Raw genomic sequence first — 20323 nt, 5'->3', positions numbered from 1 at the left:
AGACGGGGGCGGCGCACGCGGTCGGCACGAACGTACGGCAATGGCCCGACAACGGGAGGAGACAGGAAGTTGGCTCAGATGCTGGAGGTCCGCTCGGGCGCCGGCGGGATCCCGGCCTCCTTCAGGATCTCCCACACCGTGGACGCGGTGACCTTGACGCCGAGGACGAGCAGCTCGCCGTGCAGGCGGCGGTAGCCCCACCCCGGATTCTCCGCGGCCAGGCGCAGGACCAGGGTGCGGATGGAGCGCACGGTGCGCGGTCGTCCTGGGCGCTTCGGACGGGACCGGGCGGCGTGGCGGCGGGCGACCAGGTCACGGTGCCGGCGCAGTACGGTGTCCGGCCGCACCAGCAGTCGCATTCGACGCAGCACCTGCGCCGGCAGACCCCGGAGCAGTGCCGCCAGGAACGCCCGGTCGCTTGCTTCGAACCCTACCTGCGAACGGCACCTGCGCGCCGTCCTCGCCGGATACACAGGGCACGACAACACCGGCCGCGCCCACCGCAGTCTGGAGCTGCGGGCCCCGGACGACGAACCCAATATCATCCCGTTGCCCGCCGCAGCCATTCGGCGCCGTCGAGTACTCGGCGGACTCCTCGACGAGTACCACGGCGCCCCGATCCAGTCACCTCGCAGCCCGCAGGAAACCCCCAGTTCAGCGGCCTGATCGGAGTTTTGACACCCTTCAGGCTTCACTCGGCTGCTCGAGGAACTCGGCCTCGACCTGGCCGTGCTATCCGCGGTGCCGCGGACCTGGGCGTGAACCACGAGACCTTGCGCCAGTGGATCAAGACCGCCGGGAAGGCGGAACAGCCCACACAGCCGGAACCCGCGGCGGATGCGGCCAAGGACGCCGAGATCGCTCGTCTGCGCAAGCAGGTCCGGGAGCTGGAGCTCGCTGGAGCGGATCGTCCAGGCTCACCAGCTGCACCGCCTGCCCGCCTGGGACCCCGTTCGCCGCGGAGTCGGCCGGCGCGGCTGGACCGCTGAACGGATCTGCGGGTGGCCCGGCGTCGGCCTCGACGGTGTCCGGCGGATCCTCACCGCCGCCAAGGCCGAGCCGGAGGCGCCGGTGCACGGTCAGGCGTGAACCAGGCGCAGGTACGCCTCGCTCAGTGCGCGGGTGACCTTGCCGACCTGGTACTCGCGGTCGTCCACCGCCCGCACGGGCTGGACCTCGTAGGCCGTTCCGGTCAGGAAGACCTCCTCGGCCCGGGCCAGTTCCTCGGGCGCCAGGTGGCGCTCGTGGACGGCGATGCCCAGCTCGTGTGCGAGCGCGATGACGCTCTGGCGGGTGATGCCATCGAGGAAGGTGTCGGCGATCGGGGTGTGCAACTCGCCGTCGATCACCAGGAAGAGGTTGGCACCGGTGGCCTCGGCCAACTGGCCACGGAAGTCCAGCAGCAGGGCGTCGTCGTAGCCGTCCGCCTCCGCCGCGTCCCGCGCCAGGGTGCAGATGTTGTACAGCGAGGCGGCCTTGGCCCGCACGGGGGCGGTGTCGGGGGCCGGGCGGCGCCACCGCGATGTGCCCAGCCGGATGCCGCGGGTCTGCGCCTCAGCGGTGAAGACGTGCGGCCACTCCCAGGCGGCGATAGCGACGTGCACGCTGGTGCCGGCTCCCGAGACGCTGATCTGCTCACTGCCGCGCCAGGCCACCGGCCGGACATAGCCGTCGGTGATGCCTTGCCGGCGGACGACCTCCCGGGTGGCCTGGTCCAACTCGGCGACGCCGAAGGGGATCCGGAAGCCCAGCTCGAGCGCCGAGGCGTGCAGGCGCCGGGAGTGCTCGGTGAGCTTGAAGGGCCGCCCGGCGTAGACCCGCTCGCCCTCGAAGACCCCGCCGCCGTAGTGCAGGCCGTGCGAGAGCACGTGCAACCGGGCCTCGCGCCAGGGGACAAGGGCGCCGTCCAGCCAGATGACACCGTCGCGGTCGTCGAACGGGAGGGAGGTCATGCGTCGGACTCCAGAGCGGTGTAGTCGATGCGAACAGAGGTTTCCAGGAAGCGGTGGAACTCCTCGGCCTCCGCGGTGGTGGCGTGTCGGGACAGCACGAACGCCGGGTAGCCGGTGAAGTCCGGGTAGGGGCGGACCACGTCGCCGGGGAAGAGCATCTGCACCACGTGCTCGACCCGCGGATCCGCGCGCAGCTCGTCCAGCCCGTGGATGGCCTCGATCCGGCCGAAACCACCGCACGGCACGATGTAGTTGGCCGCCGCCCCGATCTCGCCGACCGGCCCTCCGGGCTGGAACGCGTGCGGGGGCAGACCGGCCGCGATCCGCAGCGCGTCGGCGGCGAAGTCCCGCCCGGTCACCCGGGAGGCGATGTAGTGGGAGACCCCGGAGCCGCCGATCCGGGCCCCCATCTCCAGCAGGTAGGGGTGCCGGCCGCCGTGCAGCCGTAGTTCGGTGTGGGTGGGCCCGTCGGTGATCTCGAGCGCGGCGTGGGCGGCCACCACCTCGCGTCGGATATCCCGCAGCACCTCCTCGGGCAGGAGCGCGGGCGCGCGGTAGATGCTCTCCTCGAAGTAGGGTCCCTCGGGCCAGCCCTTGTCACCGATGCTCAGCACCTGGACCTCACCGCGGTGGGCGAGCGACTCGACGGCGAACTCCGGGCCGTCCAGGTACTCCTCGACCACCAGGCCCGCCACGTGCCCGAGCTTGCTCAGGCAGAGCTGCCAGACCTCCTCGACGGCGGCCTTCAGGTCGGTGAGCCGGTCGGCTCGCATCACGCCGAGGCTGGAGAAGCCGTGTGCCGGTTTGACCACCACCGGGAACATCAGCGCCTCGGCGGCGGCCCAGTCCTGCGGAACGTCCAGCCGCACGAAGCCGGGCACGTTCAGCCCGGCCGCCGCCAGCCGCTCCCGCATCACCCGCTTGTCCTGCGCGCCGACCGCGGCCCGGTGGCCGATGCCGGGCAGCCCGAGCGACTCGGCGGCTTCGGCCACGAACGGCACCGCCGGGTCGTAGAGGGTGACGATGCCCTGGAACGGATCAGCCTGGTACCGCCGCCGCAACGCGGCCAGCGCGCCGGCCCGGTCGGCTTCGAGGTCCAGTGGCAGCAGTTCCACCACGGCGGGCGGCAGCTGATCCTCAGTCACCGCCTCGTCGGGCCGCGGTACCAGGATCAGGCGGATACCGGCCCGCTGGGCGCTCTCGAAGATCCAGGGCAGCGTGCTGCGCTGGTAGACCAGGACGAGGGTCGGACTCTGCGAGGTGGTCACGGGGTTCCTTGCTTCAGACGGGTCCTGAGCACCGGCCGGGCGGGCCCACCCACGGTGAGCCAGACCCCGGCCGCGCACAGGAAGATCAGCACGAGCACCAGCGGCCCTGGCGCGGTGGCCCACCCCAGTGTCCACTCGCCCAACCGGACCAGAAACGGGACGATCAGGGCCACGGACGAGGTGAACAGCGGTCCCTTGCGCAGGATCAGCTCGTGGGAGATGACGAAGACCGGAGCGGTCAGGACGGCGCCGAGCAGCGCGATCCCGGCCCAGGAGCTCAGGCCGATGCCGCCCAGCGGTACGAACAGCACGGTGGCCAGTCCCAGCATCACGGTGCCCCCTCCGGTGATCGCCGGCAGCGAGGCCAGCGGGGAGAGGTCGGGCATGCGCCAGCGGTAGACGTAGCCGTAGAGCGCGTAGGACAACGTGCCACCGAGCGCGAGCAGCACGCCGGTCACCAGCCCGCCGTGGCCGGAGCCGGCCTTCTCCGTGCCCGCGGCGCCGTCGGCCACCGCGTAGCCGATCGCCGCGGCGACGGCAAGCAGGGTCCCCGACGCCTTGCGCAGCGTGGACTTCTCGCCGAAGGTCGCGATGCCGATCAGGAAGGTCAGACAGGGCAGTAGCGAGACGATCAGCCCGACCCGCGAGGCCCCGATTCGACTGGTTCCCAGCAGCGTGCCGGAGTAGTAGACGAAGAAACCCAGGAAGGCGAGCAGCACGACCGCCCTGCGGCGGCTCGCCGCTATGCGGACCTCGGCTCGCAGGTCGGAGCCGCGGCGCCCGGAGCGGCCGGGCTCGGAACGGCCGCGCTCGGAACGGCCGCGCGAGGTCAGCGCGACGACCAGCGAGATGGTCACGAAGCTGGCCGCCGTCCGCCCGGCCGCGACCGCGAGCGCGGGCGCATCGCTGACCAAGTGACCGGAGAGCAGCCAGCCGGTGGCGAGCAGCAGCGCCATCAGCGTCGAGAGGGCGGGCACCACCAGCTTCCCACCCTCTCGACGAGGCTCGGCCGCGCTGGTCACCACTCCGCCTCCGCGAAGGTCAGCGGCGGCAGCCGGTCCAGACCGCCCTTGGCCCGCAGCAGTACCCGCTGGTCCTCGGTGAAGCGATAGCGCTGCTTGGCCTCGCCAGCCGGCAGGTGACGGCGCACCAGGTCCTTGGCGGCCGCGCGGTAGTCGTCGTCGGTGGCGACCGCCGCCTCCAGACGCTCCACGGTGGCCACGAACTCCCGCAGCGCCGCCAGGGCCTTGTCCTGATCCAGGTGCAGCAGTCCACCCTCGGCGGGCGAGCCGGTCAGCGCGCCGTACTCCCGCAGCCAGGAGTAGAGGAAGACCCCGGTACCGGAGTCGAAGTTGCGCGTCGCGTCGTCCGCCTGCGGGTAGCGGAAGATCCGCTCCAGCAGGATCATGTCGATCTGCTGCTGGGCGAACGGCACCCCGCCGTCGGCACAGGCCAACGCGGTTTTGGCGTCGACCTTGATCTCCTCCAGCAGGCCGACGAACCAGTTCATCTTGAGCGATATGTGCTGGTCGAACGGCCACAGGCCCTGGTAGTGCATGGAGTCGTGCAGGTAGCCCCAGATGGCCCGGGCCTCGAAGCAGACCTCGGGCGCCAGGTCGCTGGAGGCACGGGGCAGCGAGTCGGCGGTCAGCACGGCGGCGGCGCCCGGCAAGGCGTATGTCTCGTGGATCCTGCGGAACTTGTTGTAGAAGAACATCGCGTAGGGCTGCTCGGTGATCTTGTCGTGCGCCGCCACGTTCTCCGGGAAGAAGACGATGCAGTTGCCCTGTGCGAAGCCGGCGCTGCCGGCGAGCAGGATCAGCGACTGGCAGTTGTTCTTGGGGTGGGGGTAGCTGAGCGCCAGCTCGGGCAGGGCGTCGGGCTCCTTGCGCAGAGCGAAGAAGAAGTCCAGGCGCTTGCCGACCGGCGGCGCGCTGTTGGTGCTCTGCAACGGCGCCAGGAAGAAGACCGTGCTCCCGTCGGCGGGGGCCTGCAGCACGTCCCGGGAACGGCCGAAGTGCGGTGGCGTGTCCAGGCCCGCCGCGAGCCAGCCGTCGACGTCCGCGATCAGCGCCTCGGCCTGCTCCGGCCTGCCGTGTCGCCGGTGGAAAGCGCTCGCCTCGTCCCGGATCCGCTCGAGCAGCCGCCGGTCGGCCGACGACGGATCGGCCACCGTCCCGTCGTCGGCCTGCCGCTGCCGGAAGGTGTCGACCAGGGGGATCAGCGCCCCGCGCAGCTCGGCAGCGTACGCCAGGACCTGCGGGGCGATCGGTGCGCGGGCCGTCATCGGCCCGCCCCCACCGCGATCGGGGCGGGCGTCCCGGCGTCCACCGCCAGGACCTGATGCACCGTGAAGACCATCGGCACCGGGCCGAAGTCGCTCAGGACCCGCAGCCCGTTGCGCTCGGCCGCCACAATGGTGGTGATGCAGCCCTCCACCTCGCCGGCGGCGCAGTCCAGGGCCGCCTGGGAGTTGCTCAGGACCTCACGAATCCGGGCGCCGGTCGGCACCAGACCCCGCGGAGCGGGATGCGAGGCCACAGTGGTGGGCATACCCGTGCCGGTGGAGGCGAGCACCATGTTGTGCGTCGGCATGACGAAGCTGTCGATCATGTGCAGCCGGTGCAGGTTGCTGAACACCAGGGTGTGCAGGGCCGGGTAGACCGCACAGGCGGTCAGCGCGTGCCGCCCGTCCGCGGGGACGGCTTCCAGGGCCGACTCGATCGAGGGGTGGAGCTCGACGGTGCCCTTGACGCCGCGACGGCGCAGCCACTCGTGGGAGGCCGCCTCGAGGTTGGTCCCGTGCGGACCGAGCGTGTGCATGTGCCGGATGTGGTCTGGACCTACGGTGGTGCGGTTCATGGCTTTCCGAGTCTTCCGATCATCGAGATCCGGCTTCTGGACGACGGGTGGGCGCCTCGAGGAGACGCATCGTCACCCCGCCTGAGAGCATGGAAAAAGCCCGCGAATCGGTGTCGCTGCAACCAGGAGATCAAGCGCTACCCCCGTTGCTGACGCGCCCACGCGGGCGGTGACCGCCTCGCTCTCGCGGTGATCACCACGGCGCCCCCCGGCATACCCCCATCCGAGGGACGCAGGCGCTGCTCTGTTCCTGATACTGCCACCCACTGCCGCGGCGGGTCAATGATCTCTGGCAAGGGCCTGACGTAGCGCCAGAACCGGCTGCGGCCAGGTCTGTTCGCCAGCGGCCCCGCGATGGCGGCACGGCGGGGGTGTGGTGCAATGGTGGAGGAGGCCGAGTGTTGACTTGGCTGAAGCTTGGCGATCACTTCACCGGACCTAGGCCGTGTTTTGGAACTGATGGCCCTCGCGTTCCGCAGCAGTGATGATCTTCGTTGTGGGGCGCGGTGATCTTTCTGATGAGCAGTGGGCTGTGCTGGAACCGTTGTTGCCGGTGGCGATGGCGGGGCGTCCGGCGGTTCGCCAGCGGAGGCTGATCGACGGGGTCCGATGGCGGGTGCGGACCGGCCGACGGGCCGCCCTGGTCCCCTCGCACAGGACTTGCCGCACCTGCGCGGGACCGAGGTGGTGCAGCAGCATCGCGAACACCGCCACATCCCACGAGTCGCCCGCCGCGTCGATCGCCGTCGCATCGATCACCCGCGATGTGACGTGTGGATGGCTCGCCAGGGGGCCCGTGCGGAACGCCTTCACCGCAGCAGGGCTCACATCACTGGTGTCGAACCGGCGGAGAGCACGCCTGCGCTCGCGCAGTCGGCGCGCCGCATCGCGCGGAAGACTGCGACACGGAGGCCCGTTCCCTGACCGGCATTCCACTGTCCTGGCGGTCGGCCGGGACACCCGCTGCTCGAAGCCGTTTCCGGACGAGCGGTGGGCCGAGCGCGAGCGCGCCTGCGGCGGCGGGGCGGCCGGTAGTGGTGGCCGGTCGAGGTTGGCTTTGAAGGGGTGGTTTCCAGGCGGGCTGTGACTGGTGTGGGTGATCTTCGGTTTGTTGGCGTTCCCCTGGACGGCGGTCGGGCGTTACTTCGATGAGGTGTCCAACTGCCATGACTGGGAGAAGAGATGACAGATCCGACCGTGGACCGTCCCGGCGCGTCGAGTGCCGCTCTGGAACATCCCCGGCTCGCGCGCCGTGCCCTGCTGGGCTCGGCTGGCGCCGTCGCGGCGGCTGGTGCGATCGGGGCCGGAGGGAGGGCTTCGGCCGTCCCCTTGGGCACCCCGGTGCGTGCGTTCGCGCCGAGTGCCGGGGTGGTGGCCGATGAGGCGGTCAGCCGCGCCCTGGCGCGTGAGATGCTCATGGTCGGTGAGGACGAGCAGAGTGATCTGACGCTGGAGTACCTGCGGATTCTGATCGATGGCCGGCTGCCTGTGCGCACGGGCCGCAAGCGGGTGCTGGTGGTGGGCGCGGGCATCGCGGGCCTGACAGTTGCGGCGCTGCTCAAGCAGGCCGGCCATGAGGTGGTCGTGATCGAGGCCAATGCCAGCCGGGTGGGGGGACGGATCAAGACCTTCCGCCGGATCTTTTCGGACCCGCTGCTGCATGCCGAAGCCGGTGCGATGCGTCTGCCCGACTTCCACCCGCTCGTCCTGGGCCTCGCGGACAAGCTCGGTCTGAAGCGGCGGTTGTTCTACAACGCCGATGTCCAACCGGGTACCGGTCCGTCTGGTGCCGTGCCACCGGTGACGTACCGTTCGTTCACCGGGGAGACCTGGAGCAACGGCCCGCAGGGGACGTTCACCGCTCCTGCGGCCGTTTTCCGGTCCCTGATCTCGGTCAACGGCGCCATGACCACTCGTGCGGCGTACTCGAAGTCTCCGGCCACGGTCAACCGTTCCTTCGGCGCGCGGTTCGACTCCACCGCTGCCGCCGCCCTGAACAAGGCGTTCGAGAAGGTCACCGTTCCGGACGGCGACATCCGGTCCCGGCTGGACGCCTGGACCGGTGTCTTCCGCACCTACGGCTACCACTCCACCCGCCGGTACCTGCGCGAGGAAGCCGGCTGGGACACGGCGTCCATCCAGGCCGCCGGCACCCTGGAGAACCTCACCTCGCGTCTGCACTACTCCCTGATCCCGACCCTGATCGATCACGCTGTCATCAGCCCCGCCAACCGCTACTGGGAACTTGAGGACGGCACCGCCGCGCTCACCGACGCCCTGGCCGCACCGCTCGGGGACGAACTGCGCCTGGGGCGCCGGATGACCCGCCTGCGGCAGGATGCGGGAAAGGTCACCATCGAAACGGTCGCGGAGAGCGGGGACGAGGAGTCCTGCGACGGCGCCCCCACCGCCGGGGCCGAGGCGTTCGAGGGCGACTACGCGATCGTCACCATCCCCTTCAGCGCGCTGCGGTTCTGCCGCGTCGAGCCGCTGATGTCCTACCCCAAGCGCCGGGCCGTCGCGGAGCTGCACTACGACAGCGCCACCAAGGTCCTGCTGGAGTTCCACCACCGCTTCTGGGAGCAGGGCCCGGACGGCTTCACCGGCGGCGGATGCGTCAGCGACAGTGCCAGCCGCTTCACCTACCTGCCCTCCCACGCCCCGCAGGACTCCTCGGGCGGCGTCGTACTCGCCTCCTACACCTGGTCCGACGACGCCGCACGCTGGGACTCCCTCACCCCGGGCGAGCGGTACGCCTTCGCCCTCGACGACCTGGAGCGCCTGTTCGGCCCGCGCGTACGGCGGGAGTTCACCGGTGCCGGCGCCACGCAGTCCTGGGCCCGAGCCCGCTACGCTCTCGGCGAGGCCGCCATCGCCACCCCCGGCCAGCTGCACGAGCTCCACCCGGCGACCCGGACCCCGGAAGGGCGCGTCCACTTCGCCGGCGAGCACACCAGCCTCAAGCCGGCCTGGATCGAGGGCGCCCTGGAGTCCGCGGTGCGCACCTTCCTTGAAGTCCATCACCGCTGAACGGGGCACGGACACCCCAGGACACCGCCCTTGCCGATAGCCTCGTCCGCCCTGGTGAGAGGCACTTCGCGAGGGTGCACTGGTGCCGACCTCGTCGGTCGAGCCAGCACTCTGGCAGAGCCGACGAGGTCCGCGGCATCATAATCGACCGTGCTGCTGCGACTGGCATACCTGGGCGCGAAGACCTCAACAACCTGCTGGCCGACCTCTCCGGGACCCGCACCGACGACTACGACGACGGCTTCGACGTCCCCGCCAGACGGTGGGCCGGCGGCGTGGGCCGGTGCAATTGGAACGGCGCGGCTGGAGTGCTGGCAGTCGCGTGCGCTTGGCCGTTCGGGTGGGAACTCGTGCTTGTGGTGGTGGCAGCTTGACTGTGCGTGGCTGACTTGACGCGACTAGCTGGTGGGTTGCCCATCCCCGGCTGGTGGCGGGATGAGGCAGGGCATGACGGTTCAGCGGCCTGTCGAGTGTCGCCCGGGCGGGGTGTGCACCGTCCTGTAGATGGGGACGGTGTGGGGACGCCCGCGCAACCGCGAAAGGGCACGCTGATGCGGGTGCTGCACACGCCGACTCGCCCAATGCTGTCGTGGGCGATCGAGGACCCCACCGTGACAGTAGGGGCCGGGCCCATCGGTATGGCCTTCACGCCGAGCGGGCGCTACGCCTATGTGACCAACAGCGGCGGTGTGCTGGAGTCTGCCGACGCGTCGTCGAGATCGAGAGCGCCTGCCACGAGGCCGAGATCAACGCCGTCCTGGGCCCCGGCGCAGGCTGACCCGTCGGCACCGCGGTCCTCGATCGGCAGATGGCGGTACACGAGTCCCGGACGCCCGCAAAGGCGTCCGGGCCGTGGCGGGCTTACTTCACGGCGTCCTTGAGCTTGGAGCCGACGGTGGCCTTGATGCTGTAGCCAGCCGGGATCTGAATCGGTTCCCCGGTCTGCGGGTTGCGGGCCGTACGGGCGGCGCGGTGGGTGCGCTCCAGGGTCAGGAAGCCGGGGATCATCAGCTTTTCGGTGCCCTGCTGGACAACCTCCCCGGCGATCTGGGCGAATGCCGAGAGGACGGCGTCGGCGTCCTTCTTGTTGACGGATGCTCGGACGGAGAGAGCTTCCACCAGCTCGGTGCGGTTCATCATGCCCACTTTCGACCATGGAATCGGTGTCCACGGCATGCTGCCAGACAACTCGGGCATCCCGCGCGAGTAGAGGCCCGGCACGCCGACGGCCTATGTCGGGGAGGCCCCGACCCGGTTCAGCCCGCGCGTCCAGCACGTCCGCCCGTCGGCCGCACCAGGGCGTACTGGCGCCGGTGTTCGGGATCCCTCGCCCGGATCAGCGGTACGTCCGTCAACTCGCCGCACTCACGGGCCGGACAGAGACTCGACTACATGCCTGCCGACCTGCTGACCGCCGACGACCATGCCCTCGTTACCGCCGTCGCGGCCCTGGGCACCACGGTCGACTCCCCGGCGGCCCGCGTCGTGCTCGCCCAAGGCCGCCTGCTCGCCCCCGCACCATGGCCGCGCTCCGGGGCCCCGCGCCGCGGCTCGTCCGGCCAATGCCACCCGAACGCGCTGCGCATCGCCAGGCGTCTGCCCGGCGCGGCGTACGTCGAGGGGTACGCGCTCACCGCCGACGGCACGGCACAAGCGCACGCGTGGTGCTCGACCGCGGACGGCACCGTGCTCGACCTCATGTGGCCCGAATGCCCCGCCCTGGCCTACCTCGGCGTGCCCATGGCCCCGGCGTTCGTCCTCGCGTTCCAGAGGCGCACCCTCACCAAGACGAGGCTCCGCGGCGTCCTCGACCCGGACGTGCAGGTCCGCGACGCCGGGCGCACCTACCAGGCCGGGGTACCGATCTACGGGGTACTCGATGTCGGCCGGATCCCCCCGGCTCTGGACCTGCTGTCCTGAGGCCGACGGCCCGGCGTGTTCCTGCCCGGCGAGGGCCGGGGTCTGGGTGGTGCACGCGACGGGCAGTGCGGGCGAACGCCCATTTCCCTGGTCGTCACCTCGGCCGCGGCTGTGATCAGTCGGTGTTGCCGGTGGTGTAGCCGTGGCTGTGGGCCCAGGCGATCGCTTCGGCGCGGGTGGTGACGCCGAGTTTGGCGAACAGGTGGTTGACGTGGGTTTTGACGGTTGCCGGGCCGATGAGCAGGCGGCGGGCGATGGCGGCGTTCGGCAGTCCGGTGGCGAGCAGCCGTAGTACGTCCTCCTCGCGGGGTGTGAGCTGGAGGGTTGAGGGCGGTGTCTGCCGTGGTTCGTCGCCGTGGTCGGGGCGGTCCTGGGTCTGGTGGCCGCGTACGGCTGCGGCGAGCAGCCGGTGCTGGACTTCGGGGTCGAGGGTGACCTGGCGGGAGATGGCCGCTTGGATGGCGCGGGCGATCTGGTCCTTGCCGGCGTCCTTGGTGAGGTAGCCGAGGGCGCCGGCCTGCAGTGCGTCGATGATCTTGGCTTCGTCGGCCAGGGTGGTGAGCACGACCACGGCCACGCCGGGCAGTTCGGCGGTGATCCGGCGGGTGGCCGCCACGCCGTCGAGGACGGGCATCACCAGGTCCATGAGGACGGCGTCCGGGCGTAGTTCGGCCGCGCGGGCGACGGCTTCCTCGCCGTTGGCGGCGCCGGCGACCACGTCGATCCCCGGCACCATGTCGAGGAGGGTCATCAGTCCTTCGCGGACGGCTGCCTGGTCGTCCGCGACCACGATCCGTACCGTCATGCCTCCACCTCCGCGGTCACTCGCCAGCCCTCCGGACAGGGACCGGCGGTCAGCTCCCCGCCGACCAGGAGCAGTCGCTCGCGCATCCCGGCCAGCCCGTAGCCGCCGGACATGCCCTCCACGGTAGGCGGCTCGGCCGGGCCCGGAGCCGCCGAGGCCCCGTCCGGTGACATGGAAGGGCCGTGGGAGACGACGGTGAGCTGGACGCGGTGCTCGGCGTACTCCAGGGTCATGCGCACCGGTCGGCCCGGGGCGTGCTTGGCCGCGTTCGCCAGGGCCTCCTGGGCCACGCGCAGCAGCGCCAGACTGGCCTCCGCCCCCAGCGGACGCGGATCGCCGTGCAGCCGGAAGTCCGCGGCGCTGCCCGCGGCCGTGTGGTGGCCGGCGGCCAGGGCAGCGAGGGCCTCGGGCAGGGGCGGGGTGTCGGCGCGTAGCGCGGCGATGGCCCGGCGGGTCTCGGTGAGACCGTCCTTCGCGATCCGACGGGCTCTGCCGGCGCGCTCCGTCGCCTGTTCCACGTCCGCAGGATCGGCGGCGAGCAGGGTCTCGATCACCTCGAGCTGGATGACGAGCGCGCCGAGGGAGTGGGCGAGCACGTCGTGGATCTCCCGCGCGAGGCGGGCGCGCTCTGCCAGTGCCGCCGCGCGCTGGCGCTCCTCCTGCGCCTCCTCGGTTTCCGCGAGCAGGCGGCGGGCCTGCAGGTGCTGGATGCGGATGCTGCGGCGGGTGACCCCGGTCAGATAGGCGGCCAGCAGGACCGCGCTCCACACTTCCAGGGCCTGGGTGCGGGCCCCGTGCGGGCCGAGGGCCGTACCCGCGGCCAGGGCGAGCACGCCGCAGGCCAGCGACCCTGCGCTGATCAGCATGGGCAGGTCGGCGCCAGCCGCGATCAGCGCCACGACGACCAGCACAGAGAGTGGTTCGGTGCCGGGTGCCGCTGTCAGCAGCAGGCTGCCGGACACCACGACCACTGTCAGCAGTGTGGCCGCGGTGCGCTGCGGCACCAGGTCGAGGGCGAACGCCGCCCTTGCGGCCACCACGCACCACACCAGCCAGACCAGCGTGAGCACCATGAAGGCGGCCAGGTGGGCCGTACTCCACTGGAACTGCCGCCCCGGCACGAGCAAGGCCAGGACAAGGGCCAGTGCGATGGGCCGCAACAGCACCATCGTCCACACCTCGGCGCGCGCCTTGGACAGGCGCCGGGATGCGTCACCGGTCGGGTCGTGCCCGTCGTGCGCGGCCGGATCAGGCCGGGAGTCAGACAGCATGCGATCACGCTAAGCGAACCGGCGCCCGGCCCATCTCAACCGGCGGGTGGACAAGGGTGGAGGTCGCGGGCTCAACCCTGCTCCGCCCAGGGGCCGAGGCCCCGAGCGGCCTGGCGGACACACACTGGTCGACGTTCACCGGATCGCCGGTAGATCGAACCCCGCCATTTCTCCCCATCCCGCGAGGAGCCACCGTGACCGCTTTCGAACAGGCGCTGCTGGTGAACGTAGCCGTCCTGACCACCACCCTGCTGGCCGACCTCGGCCCGAAGCAGGTCACCCGCGGCCGGTTGACCCGGCCGCTGATCATCGCCGCCGTCATCGTGCCGCTGTTCATGCACACTCTCTTCACCAACGGCATCGGCCTGACCATCGAGACGGTCGGCTTGGCGGCGGGTGTCCTGGTCGGCCTGACCGCTGCCAGCCGCCTGAAGATCACGCGGCAGGCATCCGGCGGCACCGTGTCCACCACCGGCGGCTGGGACTACGCCGCCATCTGGATCACCGTCTCCGCCGCACGGACGCTGTTCTCCTACGGCGCCTCCTACTGGTTCACCCAGAGCATGGGCCGCTGGTTCGTCCAGCACGGCGCACTGCCCATCCAGGTCAGCGCGATCGTCACCAACGGCCTGGTGCTGATGGCCGTAGCCGCAGTGATCACCCGCACCGTCACCCTGCGACTGCGCTCCCGCAACGCGCTGACCACCCAGCCCGCCACGGTGCACCACCCGCACTCCTGAGCTTGAACCCAGTCACGCCCCTGGCTCAGCTACGCGGTGATCGCCGCGAGACCTTCGGGCCGAGGGCCAACGCGGTGCCGTGCAGCGCGACCACGAACGCGGCGAGCAGCGCGAAGTGCACGGACCAGGCGCCAGCCATCGTGGGACCACCCCAGGACGTCCTGGTGTCCGGTTGGGCCAGCGGAAAGCAGACACCCCGCACCAGGAAGTCGAACCACAGCACCACGGCCGCCAGAGACACAACAATCCCCAACGGCAGCCGTGCCACACCAGACTGGCGCACGTTCAGCAGGCGCACGGGAGCGAGCAGCAAGCGGCCACCTCCTCCAGCCCCGTCCCCGTCGCGCCACCCGCTCGTTGACCCCGCCGAGCGCCCCGACCAGGGCAGGCGCGGCGTCCGCGGGTACTGCACGCGCATGGTCCGCTCCCGGGTCGGCTGGTGATCCGCCGTCACTGTAGGAGCCGCCCGAGCGGCCCGACCAGCGAATGACCCGAGGCGCCGGTTCGGCCGCCGCGTTACCTGCGGGCGCTGCGGATCCGGGCGAGGCCGGCCTCGGCCGCGGCCTTCACCTGCGGGTCCTTGTGCTTCAGGGCGATCTTCAGGTGACGCTCTCCGCTCACGAGGTCCCCGGCGTCGATGGACAGCAGGCCCAGGTGACAGTGGCCCCGGGCCGCGGCCGGCTCGTAGTTGGAGTTCGAGGCGAAAGTGAAGACCTCGATGGCGTCGGCACTCTCACCCGCCTCCATGAGCAGGACGCCCAGGCTCAGGGTGCCCTTCCCGGAGAACTCCGGGTCGCCGGATCGGGCCGCGGCGGCGAACTGCGCCCGGGCTCCCGCCACGTCCCCGCGGGCCTGGAGCATGTCGCCGAGGTGGAAGGCGGCCTGCGCGGCGGTCTGAGGCACCGCGGCGTGGGTCGCCTCGCGGTAGAGGAACTCCGCGAGGTCCCGGTCGCCGACGCGGTCGGCCATCAGCGCCTGGGCGAGCTGGGCCGGGCCGACGACCTCGGGGAAGCCGGTGGCGATGGCGGTGCCGAGGGTGTCGAAGGCGTCCTGGTCCCAGTCCTGGGTCTCGCGTGCCAGCATCCCGCCCATGGAGAGCGCGGCGCGGGCGAAGGTCCGGGGCCGCCCGGAGTCGGCGACCAGAGCGTACTGGCGGCTCGCGTCCCGGTGGTTCCCGCGCCCTTCCAGGCAGAGCCCCCGGACGTAGGCCACCTCGGCCGCCACGTCCGGGTTCGCGACCTTCGCGACCTTCGCGGCCTTCCCGGCCGCCGACCAGGCCCGGCGGAACCGGCCGCGGCTCAGCTGCACCACGGCGGTCACCAGGTGCCCCGCCGCCTGGGTCTTCGCTCCGGAGGAGGCCATCGCGGTGGCGGCGACGGCCTCGGCAGCGGCGATCTCGCCGCGGTTGGCGTAGCCGAGGCCGAGTTCGAAGGCGAGGTCGAAGTCGAACCACGGGATGCCGGGCTTCAGGCCCAGCGGGACGGTGTGCGGCGCGGCCAGCATGCCTGCGAGGTCCTTGGCGAACTGCTCGTCCGAGGTGGTGCGGTCCGACATGGGCTTCCCTCCCGAGATGCGACGACACCGCCGGAGACCCGAGGGCACGGGATCGGTTAGTGAACTCACCCGTTCGGCGAGGTCGTAGCGTAACCCGCCCGGCGGCGAGCGGGGTTGGGAACGCGGATCGATTCCGGCTCACCCGGCCGGGGAGGCTTGCTCTGCGAGGCCGGCACCGATAGGCGCGAGCAACAGAGCCTCTTGCTGAGCTTGTCCTACCTTTCAAGCGGGTCGGATCTGATCATTCGTAGGATCAGTGAAGCCCCGGGGTTCCGGGTATGGCTGTGAGCTTGTCGCCGCCTGATGGCTCAAAGAACTTGGCCGCCCGGAGCCCCGCGACGACTCGACCGCTCATTGGGATACGCGACCCGATCGCTCCGTAGGACAACGTCGGCGATGTCGTCTGCCGGGAGTCCTTTAAAGTCCGGCTTCGAACAGACAGGTCCGGCGATCACCAACACTGGGCCTGGGCGAGGCGCCGCGCCGCGACCGTCGGCCATCCGGGGTGTTCGGCGTGGTGGGCGGCCTGCACGCGCAGGCCGGATCGGCGCAGGACGGCGCCGAGGGCTTCCTCCACGCTCGTGACGACGCCGCGCGTGAACCGGTCAACGGCGTCACCGGCATCGGCTTCGTCGTCCAAGGCGATGAGGGAGGCGCCGGGCCTCCACTCAACCGCGACTGATCCGGCCGGCCAGCCCGCGATGGCCCTCTCCAGCAGGGTGACTGCAATGCCGGGCACGCCGTGACCGGTGCTGATCGGCAAGCCGAGCAGATCGAGCGCGCGCTTCAGCCGGGGCAGGATCCGCTCGGTACGCAGGTCACCGCGCAGCGCCTCGGTCTCCTTGCCCAGCCCGAGGAATTCGGCGAGCTCCAAGAGCCTGGATGTGAGGTCCGACCGCACACCGGTCTGGCTGCCGGTGGAGTTGGTCGTCATTCATGTCCTCCTTCACAACGTCGTCGGACCCGATCGTGTCGTTGATGGCCGGTACTCGGCAGACGAATGCTGAATCCCGAGGGACGGCCGACGCCCGGACCGGTCATGCGCTCCCGCGCGCCCCCTCCCGGGCACCGGGAGGGCACCATCACAGTGACGACAAGGAGGTCGGCATTTACATCGACGGAGGCCACGGCGGCGGAGGCTCGGGCGGCGGTGGCGGCGAGGGGGACGGGCACCCGGGCACCCCGTGGACGCCGCCGTCCGACCCGCCGTCCCCTGACGGCACCACCCCGCCCGGAGACGGGGGACACCGCAAGTGACGCTCGCACCTGAGCAGGAGGACCGCCCCGCGCTCGCTGTTCCTGCCGGACCTGATCTGGGCGCACGACATGGCCATCGGCACCAGCCGTCCCGTTAACCGGGCCGAGGACGAGCAGGGCTGGATGGCGGCGGCTGCCGCGGACATCCCGATCGTCACCCAGTGGGACGACGGCGAGCACCAGGGCGCCGAGCCCGGCACGGTTCCTACCAGCTCCGCCTCGATGCCCTCCCTGGTCGCCTCTATGCTGGACGACCTGAAGGCGGAGCCGGGGATGCGGGTGCTGGAACAGGGCACCGGAACCGGCTGGAACGCCGCGCTGCTCGCCCACCGGCTCGGCGCCGCGAACGTGACCACGGTCGACATCGACGCCGCCGTGTCCGCCCAGGCCCGCACCGCACTCGAGAACGCCGGCTACTGGCCGACCGTCGTCTGTGCGGACGGCGCGCTCGGCCACCGACCCGGCGCCCCGTACGACCGGATCACCGCGACCTACGGGCTGCGGGAGATCCCGCAGGCGTGGATCGAGCAGACCCGCCCCGGCGGGCTGATCCTGGCGCCGTTCGGCACCCACTACTCCAACGCCGACGCCCTGGTCCGCCCCACCGTGACCGGCGACGGCACCGCATCCGGCCCGTTCCTCCAGCCGGTGGAGTTCATGAAGATGCGCTCTCCCGCCGCCTCCGCGTCCGCCCGCAGCCGGGCGCGGTGGACCCAGTTCTGCAGCGTGCTCTCGTGCACGCCCAGGTCCCGCGCGACCTCCGCGGCCGACTTGCCGGTCTCCGTCACGATCCGTACCGCCCCCGCGCGGAACTCCGCGTCGTACGAGCGCCTCTTCCCCGCCATGACCCCTCGACTTCCCCTCTGGTCACAACTCCACGCTACGAGGGGACTGTCATTGAGGAACGCCTCTCGGACCGTGCACACCACGAGCACGGACGGGTACTTCTTGAGGGTTGCGGAGTGGGCGCGGCTCATCGGATCTACGCCGACCGAGTCTGCCGGCCCGGGGAGTCCACCTTCAGGCCGAGCCGTTCGAGGGCGTTCAGTACCTCGATGAGGCCCGCCCGGTCGTCCTGGCCACGGCGCATGGTGGTGAGGACGGTCGCGGCGGCGCCGGACTCCTCGACGCTCTGCCACAAGGCCGGGGCGAGCACCGGGTGAGCGCTGATCTCGACCAGCACGTCATGGTCCGACAGCAGCTTGGCGGTCGCGTCGGCCAGGAGGACGGGCTGGCGCAGGTTCCGGGCGAAGTACCCTGCGGTGGCCTGCCGCCAGTCGAGCGCTTGCCCCGTCACCGAGGAGATCATCGGGATGCGGCCGGGCCGCGGGGTGAGCTCACCGATGGCCTGTTCGAGGTCCGCCAGGATCGGATCGATCGCCGGGCTGTGGGCCGGCAGGTCGACCCGGACCATCGCACAGAGCACGTCCGCGGCCTGGAGCTTGGCGACGATGGCCTCCAACTCGGACCGGTCACCGGCCAGCACGGTGGTCCGCGGCCCGTTCCGCGCGGCGACGGACACGCTCCCCCCGAGCCCGCGCAGGTGCTCCGAGAGGTCGGCGGCCGAGAGCTCCACCACGGCCATGCCGCAGTTCGGGCCGGCCACGCGACGTTGCTGATCGCTGTAGTGGTGGACGAGCCGGACCGCGTCCGGCAGGTCGAGGATGCCCGCGATGACGCTGGCGGCGATCTCGCCGATGCTGTGGCCCGTGACGGCGCCCGGTCGGACGCCCGCCTCCTCCAGCCAGCGGGCGATGCCCACTTGGATGGCGAAGACGACGGGTTGCATGACGCCGACATCGCCCGTCCTGGCTTCGGGTTCGTCGAGGAAGAGCTCGTGGACGAGGGACCAGCCGGTGTGCCGGGCCAGCTCGCTGTCGCACTCCTCTAGGGCCGAGCGGAAGGCGGGTTCGGTGCGGAACAGCGTCCGCCCCATGCCGACCCACTGCTGGCCGTAGGGGGAGCAGACGAAGGCGATCCGGGGGCCGCCCGCGGCGGCGGGCTCCGGCCCGGCGGACGGGCTGCTGGTCAGCAAGTGGACGGGTGCCCGTCCGAGTTCGCTCAGCCGCAGACCCGGAGCGGCGGCCACGGCGTCGAGCAGCTCGGTGAACTCCCGGACCAGCCGCTCGGCCTCCGCGGGGACGAACAGGTCGAGGGCGTAGGTGAGGCTGCCGTCGATGCCGTCCGGTGCCCGGTGGTCGGTGAAGCCCTCGAACAGCTCGAAGCGGAGGTCGAAGCGGGTGATCCGCTCCGCCACCGGCTCGGACCGGACCTCCAGGCCGGGGAGGCGCAGCTCGGCGCTCGCGTTGTTCTGGAACGCGAGCATCACCTGGATGAGCGGGTGCCACGCGGGGGAGCGCGGCGGATTGAGGGCCTGGACCAGGTGGTCGAACGGCACGTCCTGGTGGGCGAAGGCCGCCAGGTCCGTGCTGCGCACCCGGAACAGCAGCTCCCGGAAGGTCGGGTCGCTGTCGGTCCTGGTGCGCAGTACCAGCGTGTTGACGAAGAATCCGATCAGGTCGTCGAGGCCCTCGTCGGTGCGCCCGGCGGTGGGGATGCCGATGGCGATGTCGGTGCCGGCTCCGCGCCTGGTGAGCAGGGCCGCGAGGACGGCCTGCACGACCATGAACACGCTGGTGCCGGTCTCCCGCGCCAGCTGGTGCAGCGCCCGGTGGGTCGCTCGGGTGACGTGGAAGGGGACTCGACCGCCCCGGTGTGAGGGGGTGTCCGGGCGCGGGGCCGCCACATCGATCCGCAGACGGTCCGGCATTCCCGCCAACTCGCTTCGCCAGAAGGAGAGCTGGCGGTTGACCAGGCTGTTGGGGTCCTCCGGGTCGCCCAGCAGATCGTCCTGCCAGAGCGTGTAGTCGACGTACTGGACCGGGTGTTCGGGCCAGACCGGCTCCTTTCCGAGGCGGCGCGCGGCGTACGCGAGTGCGAGATCGCGGTTCAGGGGGAGCAGTGACCAGCCGTCGCAGGCTATGTGATGGATGGTCAGCAGCAGGACGTGTTCGTCCGCGGCCAGCCGGAACAGCTGGGCCCGCAGGGCCGTCTCGGCGGTGAGGTCGAAGGCGTAACCGGCCGCAGCGCTCAGCGCCTCGGGCAGGCCGGCCTCGGTGACGTCGTCGATCGGCAGCTCGACCGGAGCCTCGTCCGGGTCCAGGACGATCTGCTGGGGCCGGCCGTCCCAGTCGGGGTAGGCGGTGCGCAGGCTCTCGTGCCGGGTGGCCAGGTCGTCGAGGGCGAGTCGCAGGGCGGGCAGGTCGAGGTCACCGCGCAGCCGGTAGGCCATCGGCATGTTGTAGTGCCCGACCGCGCCGTGCAGGCGGTTCAGGAACCAGAGGCGCCGCTGGGTTTGCGAGAGCGGGATCTCCGCCGGACGGTCCAGGTGGCGCAGTGGTGGGCGTCGACTGCCGGAGCCCTGTTCCAGGTGCTCGGCGAGCTGGGCGACGGTCGGGGCCTCGAAGACCGTCCGGACCGGGACCTCCACGTCCAGGGCGGCCCGGATGCGACCGGCGAGCCGGGTGGCCAGCAGGGAGTGGCCGCCCAGCTCGAAGAAGGAGTCGTCGATGGTGACCCGGTCGAGCCCGAGCACCTGGGCGAACACCGCGCAGAGGATCTCCTCCTGTTGGCCTCGCGGGGCGCGGCCCTTCTTCGCACTCAT

Annotated in this window: 18 protein-coding genes and 2 pseudogenes; 6 read left to right on the top strand and 14 right to left on the bottom strand. The window is 71.3% G+C overall.

Features of this window, described 5'->3' with window-relative positions:
* Positions 1 to 80: 80 nt before the first annotated feature.
* Positions 81 to 359 (bottom strand): annotated as a pseudogene (locus tag ACFQ87_RS17595) (integrase); the annotation flags it as partial.
* A gap of 478 nt (positions 360 to 837) precedes the next feature.
* On the opposite strand from ACFQ87_RS17595, the gene ACFQ87_RS17590 reads away from it, so the two are divergent.
* Complete coding sequence (locus tag ACFQ87_RS17590; protein ID WP_380611656.1) at positions 838 to 1089, top strand: hypothetical protein; 252 nt, start codon at positions 838 to 840, stop codon at positions 1087 to 1089.
* Here ACFQ87_RS17590 and ACFQ87_RS17585 read toward each other — a convergent pair.
* Genes ACFQ87_RS17585 through ACFQ87_RS17565 form a run of 5 tightly spaced genes read right to left on the bottom strand, consistent with a single transcriptional unit; the run spans position 1080 to position 6043 of the window.
* The gene (locus tag ACFQ87_RS17585; RefSeq protein ID WP_380611655.1) at positions 1080 to 1952 is read right to left on the bottom strand and encodes a branched-chain amino acid aminotransferase; all 873 of its coding nucleotides are present in this window, start codon (positions 1950 to 1952) and stop codon (positions 1080 to 1082) included. The two genes, ACFQ87_RS17590 and ACFQ87_RS17585, sit on opposite strands and share 10 nt — an antisense overlap.
* Positions 1949 to 3220 carry an ATP-grasp domain-containing protein gene (locus ACFQ87_RS17580; protein ID WP_380611654.1) on the bottom strand — a complete coding sequence of 424 codons (1272 nt, stop codon included), beginning with the start codon at positions 3218 to 3220 and terminating at the stop codon, positions 1949 to 1951. Before ACFQ87_RS17580 ends, ACFQ87_RS17585 begins: the two co-directional genes overlap by 4 nt.
* Entirely contained in the window at positions 3217 to 4242 is a 1026-nt protein-coding gene (locus ACFQ87_RS17575) for a DMT family transporter (RefSeq protein ID WP_380611653.1), read from the bottom strand. The genes ACFQ87_RS17580 and ACFQ87_RS17575 overlap by 4 nt, the downstream gene beginning before the upstream one ends.
* Positions 4239 to 5507: a DUF6421 family protein gene (locus ACFQ87_RS17570; RefSeq protein WP_380611652.1), complete on the bottom strand. Its 1269-nt coding sequence runs from the start codon at positions 5505 to 5507 to the stop codon at positions 4239 to 4241. The genes ACFQ87_RS17575 and ACFQ87_RS17570 overlap by 4 nt, the downstream gene beginning before the upstream one ends.
* Positions 5504 to 6043, bottom strand: coding sequence for a bacilysin biosynthesis protein BacA (locus ACFQ87_RS17565; RefSeq protein ID WP_380611651.1), 540 nt, complete (start codon positions 6041 to 6043; stop codon positions 5504 to 5506). The genes ACFQ87_RS17570 and ACFQ87_RS17565 overlap by 4 nt, the downstream gene beginning before the upstream one ends.
* A gap of 523 nt (positions 6044 to 6566) precedes the next feature.
* Here ACFQ87_RS17565 and ACFQ87_RS17560 point away from each other — a divergent pair.
* Together ACFQ87_RS17560 and ACFQ87_RS17555 are read left to right on the top strand one after the other, a co-directional pair.
* The gene (locus tag ACFQ87_RS17560) at positions 6567 to 7169 is read left to right on the top strand and encodes a transposase (protein WP_380611650.1); all 603 of its coding nucleotides are present in this window, start codon (positions 6567 to 6569) and stop codon (positions 7167 to 7169) included.
* Between the two features lie 95 nt (positions 7170 to 7264).
* Entirely contained in the window at positions 7265 to 9112 is a 1848-nt protein-coding gene (locus ACFQ87_RS17555; RefSeq protein ID WP_380611649.1) for a flavin monoamine oxidase family protein, read from the top strand.
* Between the two features lie 861 nt (positions 9113 to 9973).
* Here ACFQ87_RS17555 and ACFQ87_RS17550 read toward each other — a convergent pair.
* Positions 9974 to 10249: an HU family DNA-binding protein gene (locus tag ACFQ87_RS17550; protein ID WP_380611648.1), complete on the bottom strand. Its 276-nt coding sequence runs from the start codon at positions 10247 to 10249 to the stop codon at positions 9974 to 9976.
* 255 nt (positions 10250 to 10504) lie between these two features.
* Here ACFQ87_RS17550 and ACFQ87_RS17545 point away from each other — a divergent pair, with 255 nt between their 5' ends.
* Entirely contained in the window at positions 10505 to 11032 is a 528-nt protein-coding gene (locus tag ACFQ87_RS17545; protein ID WP_380611647.1) for a hypothetical protein, read from the top strand.
* A 115-nt stretch (positions 11033 to 11147) separates the two neighbouring features.
* Here the strand turns inward: ACFQ87_RS17545 and ACFQ87_RS17540 are convergent, their stop codons facing one another.
* Together ACFQ87_RS17540 and ACFQ87_RS17535 are read right to left on the bottom strand one after the other, a co-directional pair.
* Positions 11148 to 11837, bottom strand: coding sequence for a response regulator (locus tag ACFQ87_RS17540; protein ID WP_380611646.1), 690 nt, complete (start codon positions 11835 to 11837; stop codon positions 11148 to 11150).
* On the bottom strand, positions 11834 to 13108 hold the full coding sequence (locus ACFQ87_RS17535; protein WP_380611645.1) for a sensor histidine kinase: 1275 nt from the start codon (positions 13106 to 13108) through the stop codon (positions 11834 to 11836). The genes ACFQ87_RS17540 and ACFQ87_RS17535 overlap by 4 nt, the downstream gene beginning before the upstream one ends.
* 194 nt (positions 13109 to 13302) lie before the next feature.
* Here ACFQ87_RS17535 and ACFQ87_RS17530 point away from each other — a divergent pair, with 194 nt between their 5' ends.
* Entirely contained in the window at positions 13303 to 13848 is a 546-nt protein-coding gene (locus tag ACFQ87_RS17530; protein ID WP_380611644.1) for a hypothetical protein, read from the top strand.
* A gap of 25 nt (positions 13849 to 13873) precedes the next feature.
* Here the strand turns inward: ACFQ87_RS17530 and ACFQ87_RS17525 are convergent, their stop codons facing one another.
* The 3 genes from ACFQ87_RS17525 to ACFQ87_RS17515 form a co-directional block, all read right to left on the bottom strand.
* Positions 13874 to 14161 carry a hypothetical protein gene (locus tag ACFQ87_RS17525; RefSeq protein ID WP_380611643.1) on the bottom strand — a complete coding sequence of 96 codons (288 nt, stop codon included), beginning with the start codon at positions 14159 to 14161 and terminating at the stop codon, positions 13874 to 13876.
* Positions 14162 to 14364: 203 nt separating this feature from the next.
* Positions 14365 to 15402, bottom strand: a complete 1038-nt coding sequence (locus ACFQ87_RS17520) for a hypothetical protein (protein ID WP_380611642.1) — start codon at positions 15400 to 15402, stop codon at positions 14365 to 14367.
* Between the two features lie 451 nt (positions 15403 to 15853).
* Positions 15854 to 16336, bottom strand: coding sequence for a hypothetical protein (locus ACFQ87_RS17515; RefSeq protein ID WP_380611641.1), 483 nt, complete (start codon positions 16334 to 16336; stop codon positions 15854 to 15856).
* Positions 16337 to 16728: 392 nt separating this feature from the next.
* On the opposite strand from ACFQ87_RS17515, the pseudogene ACFQ87_RS17510 reads away from it, so the two are divergent.
* Positions 16729 to 17304, top strand: a pseudogene (locus ACFQ87_RS17510) (methyltransferase domain-containing protein); the annotation flags it as partial.
* Here ACFQ87_RS17510 and ACFQ87_RS17505 read toward each other — a convergent pair.
* Positions 17232 to 17504: a transposase gene (locus tag ACFQ87_RS17505; protein ID WP_380611696.1), complete on the bottom strand. Its 273-nt coding sequence runs from the start codon at positions 17502 to 17504 to the stop codon at positions 17232 to 17234. The pseudogene ACFQ87_RS17510 and the gene ACFQ87_RS17505 overlap by 73 nt on opposite strands.
* A 137-nt stretch (positions 17505 to 17641) precedes the next feature.
* Complete coding sequence (locus ACFQ87_RS17500) at positions 17642 to 20323, bottom strand: condensation domain-containing protein (protein WP_380611640.1); 2682 nt, start codon at positions 20321 to 20323, stop codon at positions 17642 to 17644.

Source organism: Kitasatospora sp. NPDC056531 (assembly GCF_042794375.1).
Lineage (GTDB): Bacteria > Actinomycetota > Actinomycetes > Streptomycetales > Streptomycetaceae > Kitasatospora.
Note: the sequence above shows the minus strand (reverse complement) of the source record. Positions and strands in the feature narration are given on the sequence as shown.